At 45.0% G+C, this 15,753-nt stretch carries 12 protein-coding genes and 2 pseudogenes; 6 read left to right on the top strand and 8 right to left on the bottom strand.

Going from position 1 to position 15,753, the window contains the following annotated elements; all coding sequences use genetic code 11:
- Both BpJC4_RS14715 and BpJC4_RS14710 read left to right on the top strand, forming a co-directional pair.
- Nucleotides 1-320: pseudogene (locus BpJC4_RS14715) on the top strand (hypothetical protein); the annotation flags it as partial.
- A gap of 1,305 nt (nt 321-1,625) precedes the next feature.
- The gene (locus tag BpJC4_RS14710) at nt 1,626-4,778 is read left to right on the top strand and encodes an Ig-like domain-containing protein (RefSeq protein WP_151698127.1); all 3,153 of its coding nucleotides are present in this window, start codon (nt 1,626-1,628) and stop codon (nt 4,776-4,778) included.
- Nucleotides 4,779-5,584: 806 nt separating this feature from the next.
- Here the strand turns inward: BpJC4_RS14710 and BpJC4_RS14705 are convergent.
- The 8 genes and pseudogenes from BpJC4_RS14705 to BpJC4_RS16755 all read right to left on the bottom strand — a co-directional run bounded on the left by BpJC4_RS14705 (nt 5,585) and on the right by BpJC4_RS16755 (nt 12,580).
- Nucleotides 5,585-6,379: a DUF2935 domain-containing protein gene (locus BpJC4_RS14705; RefSeq protein ID WP_151681900.1), complete on the bottom strand. Its 795-nt coding sequence runs from the start codon at nt 6,377-6,379 to the stop codon at nt 5,585-5,587.
- 179 nt (nt 6,380-6,558) lie between these two features.
- Entirely contained in the window at nt 6,559-7,365 is an 807-nt protein-coding gene (locus BpJC4_RS14700) for a glycerophosphodiester phosphodiesterase (protein ID WP_151698125.1), read from the bottom strand.
- Nucleotides 7,366-7,384: 19 nt separating this feature from the next.
- On the bottom strand, nt 7,385-8,728 hold the full coding sequence (locus BpJC4_RS14695; RefSeq protein ID WP_151681899.1) for an ABC transporter substrate-binding protein: 1,344 nt from the start codon (nt 8,726-8,728) through the stop codon (nt 7,385-7,387).
- 263 nt (nt 8,729-8,991) lie between these two features.
- Nucleotides 8,992-9,810 carry a carbohydrate ABC transporter permease gene (locus BpJC4_RS14690; RefSeq protein WP_013860838.1) on the bottom strand — a complete coding sequence of 273 codons (819 nt, stop codon included), beginning with the start codon at nt 9,808-9,810 and terminating at the stop codon, nt 8,992-8,994.
- A pseudogene (locus BpJC4_RS14685) lies at nt 9,807-10,744 on the bottom strand (carbohydrate ABC transporter permease). Before BpJC4_RS14685 ends, BpJC4_RS14690 begins: the two are co-directional and overlap by 4 nt.
- Nucleotides 10,741-11,835: an ABC transporter ATP-binding protein gene (locus BpJC4_RS14680; protein WP_253724330.1), complete on the bottom strand. Its 1,095-nt coding sequence runs from the start codon at nt 11,833-11,835 to the stop codon at nt 10,741-10,743. The pseudogene BpJC4_RS14685 and the gene BpJC4_RS14680 overlap by 4 nt, the downstream one beginning before the upstream one ends.
- A 212-nt stretch (nt 11,836-12,047) precedes the next feature.
- The gene (locus BpJC4_RS16760; protein ID WP_244490548.1) at nt 12,048-12,185 is read right to left on the bottom strand and encodes an Ig-like domain-containing protein; all 138 of its coding nucleotides are present in this window, start codon (nt 12,183-12,185) and stop codon (nt 12,048-12,050) included.
- Between the two features lie 29 nt (nt 12,186-12,214).
- Nucleotides 12,215-12,580, bottom strand: a complete 366-nt coding sequence (locus tag BpJC4_RS16755; RefSeq protein ID WP_253694001.1) for an Ig-like domain-containing protein — start codon at nt 12,578-12,580, stop codon at nt 12,215-12,217.
- A gap of 278 nt (nt 12,581-12,858) precedes the next feature.
- Between BpJC4_RS16755 and BpJC4_RS17195 the strand changes: the two genes are divergently transcribed.
- The 4 genes from BpJC4_RS17195 (at nt 12,859) to BpJC4_RS14655 (ending at nt 15,551) form a co-directional block, all read left to right on the top strand.
- Nucleotides 12,859-12,951, top strand: a complete 93-nt coding sequence (locus BpJC4_RS17195; protein WP_367592358.1) for a hypothetical protein — start codon at nt 12,859-12,861, stop codon at nt 12,949-12,951.
- 65 nt (nt 12,952-13,016) lie between these two features.
- Nucleotides 13,017-13,430 carry a dTDP-4-dehydrorhamnose 3,5-epimerase family protein gene (locus BpJC4_RS14670; RefSeq protein WP_371862311.1) on the top strand — a complete coding sequence of 138 codons (414 nt, stop codon included), beginning with the start codon at nt 13,017-13,019 and terminating at the stop codon, nt 13,428-13,430.
- A 166-nt stretch (nt 13,431-13,596) separates the two neighbouring features.
- Nucleotides 13,597-14,610 carry a dTDP-glucose 4,6-dehydratase gene (rfbB, locus tag BpJC4_RS14660; RefSeq protein WP_151698124.1) on the top strand — a complete coding sequence of 338 codons (1,014 nt, stop codon included), beginning with the start codon at nt 13,597-13,599 and terminating at the stop codon, nt 14,608-14,610.
- A 38-nt stretch (nt 14,611-14,648) separates the two neighbouring features.
- A complete protein-coding gene (locus BpJC4_RS14655) occupies nt 14,649-15,551 on the top strand; it encodes a nuclease-related domain-containing protein (RefSeq protein WP_151682014.1) in 903 nt (300 codons plus the stop codon).
- Nucleotides 15,552-15,753: the final 202 nt, after the last annotated feature.

Below are 15,753 nucleotides of genomic sequence, written 5' to 3'. Positions count from 1 at the left end.
TCTAAGGATCGTTGGGAAGAAAAAATCAGCATCAATCAAACAACCATCACCAAATGGGGACGAAAGAGGCTGCGAAGGGCCTTGGAAGGGCCTTGTATCTGGCAATTCGCCCACTGGTTGTGCATAATCCGACGTTTAAAGCCCTGCATCAATATTATACAAAACGCCCTGAACGCCCATTAAAAAAACAACAGTCTCTCATTGCCCTGTGCTGTAAGTTATTACGAGTCTTGTTTGTCATTGGCAACAAACAATGTGAGTTTGATGGTTGCAAATTACTACAAGGTCTACCTCAAATAGAAACATTACAGGCAGCTTAAGAAATGTAAGATAACTCTTGATAACTGCTTCATTTCAAAACAAACACCAATAGTGCAGAGCCGGAGCTTATTTATTCCGTTCGGGCAAAAGACCCAGCAAAGGAGCATATCCGGCCTCCACCTCATGGATACGCAGGACGAAGGAATGTGTGGACCCCGATCCTGGAAGACATAGGAGGGTGAGCGACCGTGAGTTATGTGGAGTATTTACGCACGGTTATATCCATTTATTTACCAAATATACCCAATTTGGTTGTTAGGATGGACCTCACCCTGAAAGAAAATTGTGCCTATATCCATTTAGAGATGTGACAACTTTTATGAAATTTTGAGAATGAATGAGAAGTCAAGAGATAATTGTACTTTATTGAAGGAGGAAAACCATGGGAGAGAAAAAGGAAGAAATACTTATCAACTTAAATAATGGCTGGCCATTTTATACAAACGAGTCTTTTTCATGATGTTGGTTGCAATTGCAACCGCAGCAGCCACTGATGTCGTCAGTTGCGATTTTCACACGCCTGTCTATGAATCTTCTACACAAGGAAATTACTCGAAGTAAATACTTTTTCTCTATATTTTTCGTGTTCATCCATTTTGTTTTATAGGCACGTTATATGAGATTGGTGGTGTTTTATGATACCAAATATCGTGAAAATCGATTTTTCTGTGAAAAAATGATGGCCCATTAACGGAGTCTTAAATATGGGGAAAATTTTTCGTAACCCTATAGCCAGGTATGTAATAAAATAGTATGATTTTAGATTAAGAGGGGGGATTTTTTTGAAGAAAATAAAAAATATGCTTAAGTTATTGTTCGTTTTGGCCCTGATTTTCGGGCTGCCTGTCGGGGTTTATGCGAACGGATCCACGTCCACGGATCAGCAGAATGCAAGAAATACGATAAGTTTGCAGTCCAAAATCATTCAAGGTGCAAAACCGAATTATGTGGACAAGTCGGGTAGTCAGAGTTACTTAAATCCGGATGATTATCCGCTTATTAACCCGGGTGGATATGTAGGCGCTTTAACAGACAGCTGGTATAGCACCCATTATCTTACATACGGATCGACAACCTCGTATTCCGATACGCAAATGCTGTTTACGCTCCTGCATACAGACACGGACTATTACAAAGACCCTTATTTGGAAATTGAATTTTATACGAATCATAACGGGACAATGGATTTTGTCGGGTATTTTGAAAAAGATATTAGTGCGTATACAGGCACTGTAAGCCTTGGGTTCATTATAAACAAATCATCTTTCCAAAATGACCCGTATATTTACGTCCGGGTAGGCACATTGAGCAGCCTTTCTGATTATTACTATTCGGATGTAACATATTTTAAAGTCGCAAATCCGTTTTATCAAGGTGGCACACCAACAACCGGTTCGAATTACTACGAATTGATCAGCAATGAATCTTTTAGACGCATCAATGTTCGTCACCGTCACTTTCCAACAACCGGTTCGAATTACTACGAATTGATCAGCAATGAATCTACTGACGGGAATGCAACGGAAAGCACGGGTTCATTTGCCATCCAGAACGATGAATATGCAAGCAGCAAAAATTTAAGCCGGTCTGCGTATCAAATGGACTACGTTGTCCCGTTTGATACGAAAAAATATGAAAGCCGGTCATTGAAGAAAAGCACGAAGTCCATCCAGGCAAACTATCAGGTCGGGGACAGCAAATCTTTTTATGTCCAGAATCTCGTAACGGGCGCATACTCTTCGATGAGCGCGACGCTCCTGTACAGCGGCTCCCATGCCGATGTATGGGTCAACAACAATGAGATTACATCGGATGAAGCTGCGCAGCTCGGCAAAGAATTTGATAATAAAATTTACAGCTCCGATGTAGACAATTTTGGCTCACCGTCGGATATCGACCAAAACGGGAAAGTCAATATTTTATGCTACGACATCCAGGACGGTTTCAGTGGCAGCGGAGGCTATGTGGCCGGCTATTTTTCTCCGCAGGATTTGTACAATGTCAGCTATTCCAACCGTTCGGAAATTTTTTATATTGACACATATCCGCTCATGGGGATTGGTTCTTCAAAAGATGTGTCGCAGGCATACTCCACTTTGGCGCACGAATTCCAGCACATGATCAATTTTAATCAGAAAGTTTTCGTGCAGGGGCTGACGGATACCGATACATGGATGGATGAAGGCTTATCCATGGCCGCCGAACAAATTTATACGGGAGAAGCACTGCAAGACCGGATCGATTACTATAATGAAGATTCGGATATCACGAACGGCCATTCTCTGTTGTATTGGGATTATGACGGGGACGTTTTGGCCAACTATTCCCTGTCGTATCTCTTCATGGAATACTTGAAAGACCAGTGTGGACGGGGCAACAGCATTTTCAAAGAACTGATCAATGATCCGCACAGCGATTATCAGGCGGTTCAGGATATCATCCATAAATATGTCGGGGAAAATATTTCCTTTGGGCAGTTTATGACCGATTTCCGCGCCGCACTAGTGTTAAAACAGGATACGGGCCTGTACGGCTTTAAAGGCGATTCCGCTTTTGACGGCCTTAACATTAAAACGTACAGCGGATCTTCGCTGAATCTGAAGGGCGGCGGCGCCGTTGTCAAAAGCTTGGGCTCCAAAGATGATTTTTCCGTTCCGGCAGATAAAGGCCAAGATATTACTTATACGCTTTTGGATGCTGGCGGCGGGAATGCAACCGCACCGGCAACTCCTGTAGTGAATGAAGTCGGCGACAGCGACACGACTGTAACCGGGACGGCCGATCCGAATGTGACAGTTTCCGTTGCGGTAAACGGCACAGTTATCGGTTCCTCTGTTTCCGGCTCTTCTGGAAATTTCTCGGTAACCATTCCGAAACAAAAGGCGGGCACCGAACTGCATGTATACGCTGTGGACAGCAATGGCAACAAGAGCGGCGAAGCGGTTGTCACCGTTAAGGACAAAACCGCACCGGCAGCACCGGTTCTCAATAACGTCAGCGATGCGGATACATCTGTGACTGGAACCGCTGAAGTAGGCGCGAAGATTACGGTAAAAGCGAATCATGCTGTCATTTCAACAGGGTACGCAACTTCATCCGGAACTTTTGCAATTGCGATATCGAAGCAGAGAGCCGGTACACAGCTTTCGGCATATGCAGAAGATGCCGCTGGGAATATGAGCCCTGAAACGACTGTAACGGTCATTGATAAAACAGCACCGTCCGCTCCGAGAGTGAATCCGGTCAGTGATGCAGATACAACGGTTACCGGGACAACGGAAGCGGGTGCGAAAGTAACGGTGCAGTCGGGATTAGCAGTTTTAGGCACGGCAACAGCCGACAGCACCGGCGCCTTTAAAGCAGGGATTGCAAAACAAAAAGCCGGTACAAAACTTACGGTGTATGCCCAGGATGCGGCAGGCAACAAAAGCGCGGGCACAACTGTGACGGTGAGCGATAAGACCGCTCCTGCAGCCCCGAAAGTAAACAGTGTGACGGATGCAAGCACAACCGTAACAGGTACAACGGAAGCCGGCGCAAAAGTCACAGTACAATCGGGCTCTGCCATTTTAGGAACAGACACGGCTGACAGCAAGGGAAGCTTTAAAGTCACGATTGCGAAACAAAAAGCGGGGACAAAACTTACGGTGTATGCCCAGGATGTGGCAGGCAATAAGAGTGCCGGGACAACCGTGACCGTTATCGACAAAACAGCACCTGCTATTCCAAAGGTCAATACCATCAGTGACGCAACGACATATGTCACCGGCACGACGGAAGCAAACGCTGCGGTCACGATTAAAAGAGGCAGCACAACCATTGGAACCGGCACCGCCGACAGCAAGGGCAACTTCAAGATTAAAATTGCAAAACAAAAGGCGGGAACAAAGCGGGTTGTATATGCTAAAGATGCCGCCTGGAATACAAGTGCAGGCGCCAGCGTGACAGTCATTGATAAAACTGCACCGGCAGCACCGACCGTTTACACCTTTGGGGATAACCAAACCACTGTCACCGGGAAAGCCGAAGCCGGTGCCAAAGTGACGATCAAATCAGGTAAAACAGTATTGGGCTACGGCTACGCAAGCAGTAAAGGCACATTCTCAGTAAAAATCAAATCCAAGCAAAAAGCCGGCACAACTTTGACGGCGTATGCTACAGACAAAGCCGGGAATACAAGTACAGGCAGGTCGTTTAAAGTCGTTGACAAAACCCCGCCTGCGACACCAACCGCCGGCACCGTAACGTATAAATCAACAACTGTATCGGGTAAGGCCGAAAAATATGCAACGGTTTATGTGTACAACGGCAGCCATTACGTCGGCAAAGCAACGGTCAGCTCAAAAGGGACTTACACCGTCCATATGAAAAAACAGAAAAAAGGCTCCACGCTCAAAATTTACGCGAAAGACAAAGCGGGGAATAAAAGCGGCTACCGATACGTGAAAGTGAAATAAGAAAAACGACCTATGGGAATAAGTAGTTCAGTTTTCGTGGAGAAACAATAGAAATAGCATATCAATTATAAGGTGCTGTCCCAAAAGTCCTTTTTAACAAGAAAACCCGCCCGAGAAATTCATTTTTCTCGACGGGTTTTCTCATTTAGAGTAAAACTAACCCGGTGAAAGGGTACTAAGAAGTTATGTCAGGACCGATAGAAGAAAAATACACAGGGGGAAGTGGGGCGTTCCCCTTTTGAAAAATTCCTTAAAAAAGGCGTACAAATCTAAAACTCTGCCAGACCCCCATCCAACATAGGAAGATTCAGCGGAACCTAGAGAGAAATCAGCGTAGCAGGGAAAAAGTAAGAGTAAGGGAGACAGCCTTTTTGCAGAATTCCTAAAAACCGGGTGCAAACTCCGGAACTACGGCCGCTCTCCCAGTTTTGAACTGAGGAATCAGCGAAAGTGGTGGAAAAATCGGCGGACATGTGCGGGAAATCAGCGGAAATGCCAAAAAAATCAGCGGAAAGATGCGAAAATCAGCGAAAGGAGGAAAAAGCAGGGAAGAGATGTCCTCCCTTTTTGAAAAAATCTCCAAAAACGGCGTTCAAGTTCCTCAAACTTAGCAGAATAAGAAGCATTTATTACGCCCGAATAGTGTACACAGTCACTTTTTATCCGCGAAAAGGGCCTGCAACCTATCACCAGCTTGAAATGGTGCCTTTCCTCAAAGATGTGTCACTTGTTGTAGCCACAAAAAATCCACCATATAAGGAAGGTGGAGGAAGAAAAGCGGTATTACATCTACACTTCGAGGAGCCTCATTCTTGCAACCTGGGCTTTGCCGGGTTACAGTTTGGGTACTCCAGTTCTGTAGACTCTGCTAATTTATTCAAATAGTAACATTCCTCTCTCATCATATGATCGGCCATCAATGGCGCAAAAGATCCTAAAGCCTCCTTGCTTAACCGAAGTTCTTCAATTTCATGCAAAAAGTTCATGAAAAGCGCCATTTCCAGAGAAATATCCTGACCAAATTTCTTCAAAGCAGGGAAAGTGGATAATCTCGTCCGCAAAAATCCAGCCATTTCCACCGCTTTTAAATAGAAATCCTCAAAGTCCTTTGTGAATGCATCGCTTTTTCCTTTCATTTTCTTTTCAACCCGGTCAAGATTACTTGAAATGGCACCGGCATGGCCTGCTGCATCCAACAGCCAAACCAGATGGTGATGCACCTCGTGGACAACAGGTGGAACTTCACCCTTTTTTAAGTATTTTAGAACACGCAAATATTCATCTAATTCATTGACCATATGGTTAATAAAACTGGGCGTCAAATGAATGGTGATTTTCCCGGTCAACTGTTTTCTGATGATCGAAAGTTTCAACTGCCTTAATTGCAATGCTTCTTCATCCGCTCTTTGGCTTAAGCGGATGAGATCGGCATTTTGTATACTTCTAAGCAGTTGATCAAAGACTTGAATAAAATAACGCGTTTGTTCAATTTCTTGTTTTTCCTGCGGAGCGAGTGAATCATGAATAAAACGTGCGTGATCTCCCAATATTTGAAGCCAGAAGCCATGTTCAAATCCTGCTGCCTGTTCAAAATTTGCCATCCGGCATTCTCTCCTTTCGTGCACTCTTATCATCTTATGGATGCCTGACGGGGATTATGATGGGTGCCTGACAGACGCCAGACATAAAAAAATCCCCGCCTAATTGATGCAGGTAGGGATTGGTCTTTCAATATCGCCATTGTTTTGGCCATCATGGTTATTCCGGAGCTTAAATTCGTTTAATGCTTCAATTTGAAAACTCCGGAAAAATTGATTCCGGCATGCTTGACGGATTGGGCATGTTTCTTTTTTAACTCCAGCGCCTTTTCCGGGTAGTCCGTGATAATACCTGCCAGCTTCAGGTCCAGAGCTTTTTTAATGGAACGGGCGGAATTCACTGTCCAAACACGTACCGGAACCGAATGTTCTGTCGTAAATAGATTGGATTTGCTGATTAAAAACGACCGGTTCAGGTGTAGTCCGGACAGCTGGTGATCTTGAATCATACGCTCTAAATCCAAATGGCGCTTCGATGTCAAAAAAGCAGTATGTGCCTCCGGGTCTAATGTTTTTATCCTTATCAGTGTTGAAAGATTAAAAGATGAAAAAATGATTCTTGATTTTAAATGGTACCTTTCCGAGAGCTCCAAGGCCTTTTTTTCGATGCCGGGGTAGGAAAACGTATCTGTCTTCAGCTCAATGTTCAAGGAAACCTGGTAATCCGCTGTCAGTTCCAGCACTTCCTCAAGGGTGGGGACCGTTTCCTTCTCCCAGGATGAATCATAAAAAGAGAGATGTTTGAATTTCTTGCCGGCGCTGTATTGTTTGATTTCGTTCAAATTTAAATCTTTCACATAACCGCTGCCTGTAGTCGTTCTGTCGAGTTTCTCATCATGGATCACCACCAGTTCGCCGTCTTTTGACATGTGGACATCCAGTTCTAAGCCTTCCGCTCCGATGTGACAGGCATGGGCAAAACCCAGCAATGTATTTTCCTGATGGGTTCCCTTGCTGCCGCGGTGCCCGAATATCAGTGTTTCTCCCATAAGCGCATTCCTCCGGTTATCATTTTCCGTTTGCCTGGTTGGCTTTTTCAATGGCCTGGTTGGTTTGTTCTACAGCTTTATTCAGGGCTTTGTCAATGTCTTCGCCGTTATAGACACTTTCCATGGCCGATTCCACAGCGGTTCTTTCTTCCGGCAGGCTTTGCATCAGCGCGCCCTGTGTGACCGGCGAAGTATGGGTGGCTTGTAATTGCTGCACCGGAACTTGCAACTGCGGCACTTTTTGATAAGCTTCTTTTACAAGCTGGTCATCGTATGCTTTCGTGTTAATGGCAAAATAGCCGGTGCCTATGTGCCATTCAGCCTGTACGTGAGGGCTTGCCAAATATTTCATGAAATCCCATGCCGCTTTTTGTTCGGCGCTGCTTTTTCCTTTTGACAGCCACAGGCTTGCACCGCCGATGGCAACCCCGTTCCATTTTTTGCTTTCCGGATGCGGCAGATAAGCTACACCGACTTTAAATTTTGCGTTATCGACAACGTCCCGGATGCTGGCGGACGATTGGATGAACATGGCCACTTTGCCTGCAAGAAATCCCGCTGTCATATCATCAGCCGCATTCGTGCCCGTGCCGTAATCGACAAAAGTTTTGTCTGCAATCATGTTTTTCGCCCACTTGAGAATGTTTTTTCCCGCTTCGTTATTGAACACGGACTTTGTCGGCGTTCCGTCATGTCCGTTGTTTTTATTGACCAGCAGTGAACCTTGATTGGCCAGCAATTCTTCAAAAAGCCAACCATACGGCTGCAGGGCAAAGCCTTTCATTTTTCCATTGCTGGAGTCTGTTACTTTTTTTGCATATGCTTCAATCTGTTCAAAAGTGACATTTTTCGGATCGATGTTGACGCCGGCTTTTTTAAGGGCATCCTCGTTGTAATACAGGACAGGTGTGGAGGAATTAAACGGCATAGAATATAGTTTTCCGTCCACCGTATAATAATTTAAAATATTCTTTTCCAAGTTCGAAGTATCATAGTGATCTTTGTCAATGAATTTTTGGACAGGATCAATAAAGCCGCTGTTGATCATTGTCTTGGTCCCGATTTCCTGAACCTGGATGATGGTAGGGGCTTTATCCGTACCGCCGACACTTAAGTATTTTGGCAGGGATTCCGTGTATTCCCCCTGGTATTCCGTTTTTACGAGCACTTTATTCTGTGACTGGTTGTATTCTTTCACAATTTGATTGAGCGTTTTTTGCGGCTCTCCGCTCATGGAATGCCAAAACGTCACCACGATGCGGCCGTTTTGTTTCGTGGTGGTCGCCTCTGTATTTGCGCCACAGGCAGCAAGGCTTAAGGTAAGGCAAAGCATCATAAAAATTGCAAGGTATTTTTTAATCATTTTGCATCCTCCTTCAATAAAGTTAAGTTTTCTCTTGAATACTCACTCATTCTCAAAATTTCATAGGTGTTTAATTTACACCAAATAGCTATCACATCTTCAAACGAATTTATGCAGAATATTATTATAGGTTATGGACCATCCTAACGACCGAACTGGATAAGTTTGGTAAATAAAAGGATATAACCGTGCGTAAGATCTCCACACGACTCAAGATCGCTCACCCTCCTATATCTCTCCGGATCAGGGTCCATACATTCCTCCTATTTTATCGAGCCTTCGGTGAGGCCTTTTTGCAAATGTTTTTGACCCGCAAATAAGACGAGTAAAGTCGGGATCGCGACAGTGACCGCACATGCCATGATCATGCCCCAGTCGTTCAGCGTTTCCTGGGATTGCATTTGTTTGAGCCCGATCTGCACGGTGCGGGCTGTATCATTGGTTGTGACCAGAATCGGCCATAAATACTGATTCCACGTCGTCAAAAAGCTGTATGTACCTAACGTAACAAGGCTGATCTTCGACATCGGCAGCACAACTTTCAGATAAAATTTCCAATGGCTAATGCCCATCAGGTCGCTTGCTTCTTTTAACTCCATTGGAATTTGTTTGAAATGCTGCCTGAGTAAAAACGTTCCAAATGCGGAAGCGATAAACGGCAGGATGAGTGCAGGATACGTATTCAGCCAGCCCAGATCCCGTATCGTCTCAAAATTGGGGATCATCTGCGCCTCAAACGGAACCATCATCGTGGAAATAAACAAGTAAAACAGCAGATTTTGCCCTTTGAATTTTGGAAACACAAACGCATATGCAGCAAGGCTCGACAGCAGCAGCTGCCCGGCCGTGACAGCCAATGAAACAAGAACACTGTTCATCAGATAATGGACGAAAGTCGTGTTTTGAAAGGCTTCAAGATAATGGTTTAAACTGATATGCACTGAAAAATAATGTCCGGCTACAATCTCTTCCTGCGGTATGAGGCTGATGGACAGGCCGAGCAAAAACGGGCTGCCAATCAAAAGCGCAAAGAAGATTAAAACAGCGTACAGGCCGGTCTTCGAGACAAACGTTCTCATCATTGGTAATGCACCTTCTTTTCCCCCGCCTTAAATTGGATGATCGTTAAGACAAAGATGATGACAGCTAATATAACCGCTTCGGCACTGGAGGTACCAAACTGGTGGTTGATAAAGGCATCCTGGTAAATGGAATACACGAGCAAATTTGTGTGATTTGACGGGCCGCCCTTTGTGAGCATGTCAATCTGCCCGAATGTTTGGAAGGCATTGATCACCGAAACGATGATGAAAAAAACAATGTCGGCGATAACAGCGGGAGTGTAATCCGCCTGACCTGCGTGAGATACGGAATCCCCGTAATTTGCGCACTTTCATAAAGGTTTTGGTCAATGTGTTGCAAGCCGCCCAAGAGGATTAAAAAAGAAAAGCCAGTGTTCATCCACACGGTGGACAGCGAAATGGAAAACAACGCCCAATGCGGGTCGGTTAACCAGCTGACCGCAGGAAGGTGAAAGAGCTGCATCAAACGGTTCATCAGTCCGATGGAAGGATTAAATAAAAACATCCAAAAAACGGAAGCCACGGAGACGCTGATCCCCATTGTTGATGCGAAAATGGTTCTGAAAAAGCCGATTCCTTTTAATTTTTCATTGGCGAGCAAAGCGAGAAAAAGCGAAATGATCACGGTTGCCGCAACTGTTCCCGCAGCAAACATCAGCGTGTACAGCAAACTTTGTCTGTAGTCTGCGGATGTGAACAGTTCTTTAAAATTGCTGAGTCCGGCGAACACGGTTGGATGCCCGGCAAAATCGGTCAGATAAAAACTGAGAAATACCGTCCGGAACATCGGGTAAAAAATGAAAACGGCCAACAAAATGAGGGATGGAAGCAGAAACAGCCATCCGGTCACAGCATCCCCGTATCGCCTCTTTGTCTTCTTCTCCTGTTCCAATTGGGCATTGATCGCTTCTCCAGCAGATAAATTTTGTATCATACCGAAACCCCGCCTTTTTCCATATTGAAGGCCTTTTCGCGCGTATCCGGATCAAAAAAATGGACATCCTCCGGAGAGAAGTAGACCGTTATCCGGTCATCCGGATCAAGCTGCCATTGTCCGGCCCATTTTGCTTTCCACTGTGTATTTCCGAACGCAAACCAAATAATCGTTTTGTCGCCAAGTTGTTCGGCGGACTTGACGGTTGCCTGTATTGCAGCGTCGCCGCTCTTGGCATTCGGTTTAAAATGCTCAGGCCGGATGCCAAGGATGCATGTTGGTTTGGGAAAAGAGAATCCTGGCTGAACGGCCGGACCGTCCGGAATCCTGAAACGTTTTCCCTCTTCAACATACGCTTCTGTGAAATTCATTTGCGGCGATCCGATAAAAGAAGCAGCGAATTGATTTGCCGGATCATTGTAGATTTCGATCGGCTCTCCGATTTGCTGGATCCTTCCTTCATTCAAGATCATGATCCGGTCTCCCATCGTCATCGCTTCCACCTGGTCGTGGGTAACGTAAATCATCGTTAACCCGAGCTGGCGCTGCAGTTGCCGGATTTCCGCCCGCATCTCGGTGCGGAGTTTCGCATCCAAATTCGAGAGCGGCTCATCCATTAAACAAATCGGCGCCTGACTGACAATCGCCCTTGCCAATGCAACCCTTTGCCGCTGGCCCCCAGATAAAGCGCGCGGTTTTTTTTCGGCAAATGGCTCCAGTTGGACAAGTGCCAGTGCATGTTTAAGCCGCGCTTCTTTTTCCTGCTTGGTGAGTTTTTCTTTCGAGTTAATGCCAAAAAGGATATTTTCCCTTACCGTCATGTGCGGATAAAGGGCGTAATTCTGAAATACCATCGACACTTGGCGGTCTTTCGGCAAAACATAGTTTGCCGGCCGGTTGTCAATATAGAGCTGGCCGCCTGAAATGTCTTCAAGCCCGGCAATCATCCGCAAAATCGTGCTCTTCCCGCATCCTGAAGGGCCGACAAGCACAAAAGATTCTCCTTGCTCAACCGAAAAGTGAATGTCACTTAAAACAGTTGCGCCTTTCCCGTAAGACTTCGAAACATTGACCATCTCGATTTTCGGCACGAAGCTTTCCTCCTTACTTATCAATTTGCAAATTCAAGATAGCACAAAAAAAATCGCAAAACTGCGATTTCAAAGGAACTTAACTTAATATTTACAAAATTTTTAAGAGGAATGATTTTGACGTTTTTGATGGTGCTTGGGGAAAGGCTTGTAATATAAGAAAGCGCAGAGGTTTTGGCCCCTGCGCTTCTTGAATCGTTACACGCTTTTTGCTATTTCACTTTTACTGTCCGATATCCGCTAATATTGCCGGATTTATCCGCGGCTCTCACTTTAATCGTGGTGCCTTTTTTCGTTGGGCTGATTTGGATTTTATAATATCCGCGCTTGTCGGCTTTGGCAGAGCCGATTTTTTTGCTGCTTGCATAAGCAGTAACGGTTACGTATGCTTCTCAATGATGTACTTGGAAGTGTGGCTGACCGCGTAAACAGACGGTGTGCCTGGTGCGATTCTGTCAACCACCGTTACACTTTTTGTGCTGCTGGATCCGTAGCTGTTTTTCGCGTAATTATAAATTTTCGTGCCGGCTTTGTGCTTCGGAATCTTGACTTTATATTCGCCTTTACTGTTGCTTGTGCTTTTATACGTTTTCGATCCGATTTTCACATATACGGTACTTGATTTGCTTGTTTTCCCGCTAACATAAGTGCTGCGGTTGCCGACCGTATGACGGAAGGTGTTGAGGCCGGTGATCCAACTAAGGTAAGGGGGATCCTTTGTTATCACAGGTTGGGTGTTAGACATAATGGAATGAAAAACTGCAATATAGAACGGAGCAAAATGGTTAACTTGAATGTCATCCTCTGTTCGAGACGAAAAAGAACGAAAACGGCATATTTTTAGCATGATGGCCGCGATCTCCTCTTAAACGTCACCGGCCCGGAATTTCCCGCAAAGACAAAACGTGGCAAACTCCCGCGTTTTTCCATTCAAATCATCATATAGAAAGAATAACTTCTTAGTTAAAATAGCGTATAGGGAAGATTTATGAAAACAGCAAAACCCACTCGGAAGGCGTTTATGTGATTGATCCGGCTGTTTTCGGCGATCGCCGCGGCTGGTTTATAGAAACTTATAATGAAAAAACGATGTTTAGCTTGCTGACCGTGACGTAGTAAGGCGGGTTTATGGAAACTTATAATGAAAAAACTTTGCGGAGGCCGGGATCAACATCCGGTTTGTGCAAGATAACCAGTCTTTTTCCGCCGCAAAAGGGACATGGCGAGGCCTGCATTACCAGATGAACCTGATAGCCCAATCTAAACTTGTTCGCTGCACAAGAGGGCGGTTTTTAATGTGGCGGTGGACAAGCTCCACATATGGCAAGTGGTTTGGAGTGGAGCTGAGTGTCAAAAATAAAAAACAGCTCCTGATTCCAAGAGGTTTTATGACCTTGACGGATGATGCGGAGGTACAATACAAAGTAGATGAATTTTATGCGTCAGAATACGAATGCGGAATCCGCTGGAATGACCCTGCGATCGCGGTTGAGTGGCCGATCCGTGACATCCATCCGGTTTTATCGGTGAAAGTCGAAAAAGCGCCGCTGTTGGAAGAAGCGGAAATCATTTTGTACACGGGGAGTAATCCATGAACATTTTCGTGGCAGGATACACTGGAAGGGAAAAAGCGCCGCCTTGAGATGGTTGGCCGAAAATTTGAGAATGTCAAAACAAAAGCTGCAGGATAACGGTTTTGAACCGTTACGGCTGTGGAAAGAAGCACTGGCGCATTATATCAAAGAACTTGGGGTGTAACGAATGTCAAAGAAAAAAGTATTGGTGACAGGCGGAGCCGGTTTTATCGGCGGCAATTTTGTCCAGTATATGGTCAACAAATACCCGGAGTACGACATTTACAACCTGGACTTGTTGACCTATGCCGGTGATCTGACAAAGCATCAGTCGATTGAGAACAAAGACAATTACCATTTTATCAAAGCGGATATCGCGGACTGGAAAACGATCCTCCCGCTTTTTGAAAAAGAAAAATTTGACTATGTGGTGCATTTTGCGGCGGAAAGCCATGTCGACCGCTCGATTACCGATCCGGAAATTTTTGTCCGGACGAATGTGCTCGGGACGCAGGTATTATTGGATGCGGCAAAACAGATCGGCGTAGAGAAATTTTTGCATGTATCAACGGATGAAGTGTACGGGGAACTGGACTTTGATCCGAATACGTTTTTCACTGAAGAAACACCGCTTCAGCCGAACAGCCCGTACAGTGCCAGCAAGGCGTCCTCGGATTTACTGGTCCGGGCTTATCACAAAACGTATGGACTGCCGGTCAATATCACCCGTTGTTCGAATAACTACGGGCCGTATCATTTTCCGGAAAAACTCATTCCGCTTACGATCTCCCGCGTCCTGAACGACCAAAAAGTACCGGTATACGGAAACGGCGGCAACATCCGCGACTGGCTGCATGTCCATGACCACTGCGCGGCGATTGATTTGGTGCTGCATCGAGGCGCGGTCGGTGAAGTTTACAATGTCGGCGGCCATAATGAACGCACCAATCTGGAAGTCGTCAAGACGATCATCAAAATGTTGGGGAAATCAGAAGATCTCATTGAATTTGTTAAAGACCGGCCGGGGCATGACAAACGGTATGCGATCGATCCAACGAAACTGGAAAAACTTGGATGGAAACCGACTTATACATTTGAAACTGGCATCGCTCAGACGATCCAGTGGTACTTGGATAACAAGGAGTGGTGGGAGCGGATCATCAACAGTGCGGGATTGAAGATTCAGAAAAAAGATATATAATAGACTTGTAGTTTGAATTTTTAGAAGGGATGTGAACCATGCTTTATAAGGCTCGTACTGAACCACAGGAGCTGCTTGTATTTCAATCGTTAGACAGGAGGATGGAACTCACCGAAAAAGATAAACAGTACTATTGGAATCTGAAAAAAGGATTCGAAGGGGAGTGTCGCTTTGACTCATGGACGGAGAAGCTGGAATGTGATTGCCTGGTATTAAATGATTTGCGGCTCTCTGTGAACAATACGACATTTCAGATAGACGCATTGATAATCACTGGAGAAACTATTTATCTTTTTGAAGTGAAAAATTATGAAGGCGATTTTTACTATGAAAGAGAAAGACTTTACAAAAACAAGTCTGAGATCAACAATCCACTTATTCAATTGAAACGAAGCGAATCGCTTTTCCGCCAGCTGCTTCACTCGCTCGGATTTGACATGCCCGTTACTGCTTCCATTGTATTTATTCACCCCGAATTTACTTTGTACCAAGCCCCTCTGAATGCGCCATTTATTTTTCCAACACAGATCAAACGGTATTTTAAACATTTGAATGCATTGACGTCAAAATTGAACAGCAAACATAAGAAATTCGCAGAAAGATTGTTATCGCTTCATATGGAGGAATTATCTTTTACCAAGCTGCCCCGGTATGAATTTGAGCAGTTGCGGAAAGGGATTGTTTGTGCTACTTGCGGGTCTTTTTCCTGTGGTGTTCAGGGAAGAATGGTCATCTGCGAAGAATGCGGACATCGTGAAATAGGTGGAATAGCGATCATGCGGAGCATCAAAGAATTCCGGATGCTATTTCCTGACGAGAAATTGACTTCGGAAACCATTGGTGAGTGGTGTAAAATTATCGATTCTAAAAGAAGGATTAGCAGAGTATTGGAGAAACATTTCAAAACGGTCGGAACAGGGAGGTGGACTTATTATCAATAAAGATTTTTCAAAAGGTAATCACCTGCTGCTGCCGTCGTATATAATGATTGTGCATAAACGGTTCTTAGGAGGAGTCTAAGGACCGTTCACGCATAAAAAAATAGCCTGAATGGTAGTTAGAAAGGGTCTAAGGACCGTTCACGCATAAAAGAATAGCGCGAACGGTAGTTAGAAAGGGTCTAAGGACCGTTCACGCATAAAA

It is taken from the genome of Weizmannia acidilactici (assembly GCF_008974185.1).
Lineage (GTDB): Bacteria > Bacillota > Bacilli > Bacillales > Bacillaceae_C > Weizmannia > Weizmannia acidilactici.
The sequence above is the reverse complement of the archived record's forward strand: the minus strand, read 5'-3'. Positions and strand labels throughout refer to the sequence as shown.

Bases quoted from the DNA above. Each gene is read 5' to 3' on its own strand.
- BpJC4_RS14655 (WP_151682014.1), top strand. From the start codon at position 14,649: ATGCTTTATAAGGCTCGTACTGAACCACAGGAGCTGCTTGTATTTCAA.
- BpJC4_RS16755 (WP_253694001.1), bottom strand. From the start codon at position 12,580: ATGTCTAACACCCAACCTGTGATAACAAAGGATCCCCCTTACCTTAGT.
- BpJC4_RS14705 (WP_151681900.1), bottom strand. From the start codon at position 6,379: ATGGCAAATTTTGAACAGGCAGCAGGATTTGAACATGGCTTCTGGCTT.
- BpJC4_RS14700 (WP_151698125.1), bottom strand. From the start codon at position 7,365: ATGGGAGAAACACTGATATTCGGGCACCGCGGCAGCAAGGGAACCCAT.
- BpJC4_RS14695 (WP_151681899.1), bottom strand. From the start codon at position 8,728: ATGATTAAAAAATACCTTGCAATTTTTATGATGCTTTGCCTTACCTTA.
- BpJC4_RS14690 (WP_013860838.1), bottom strand. From the start codon at position 9,810: ATGATGAGAACGTTTGTCTCGAAGACCGGCCTGTACGCTGTTTTAATC.
- rfbB (WP_151698124.1), top strand. From the start codon at position 13,597: ATGTCAAAGAAAAAAGTATTGGTGACAGGCGGAGCCGGTTTTATCGGC.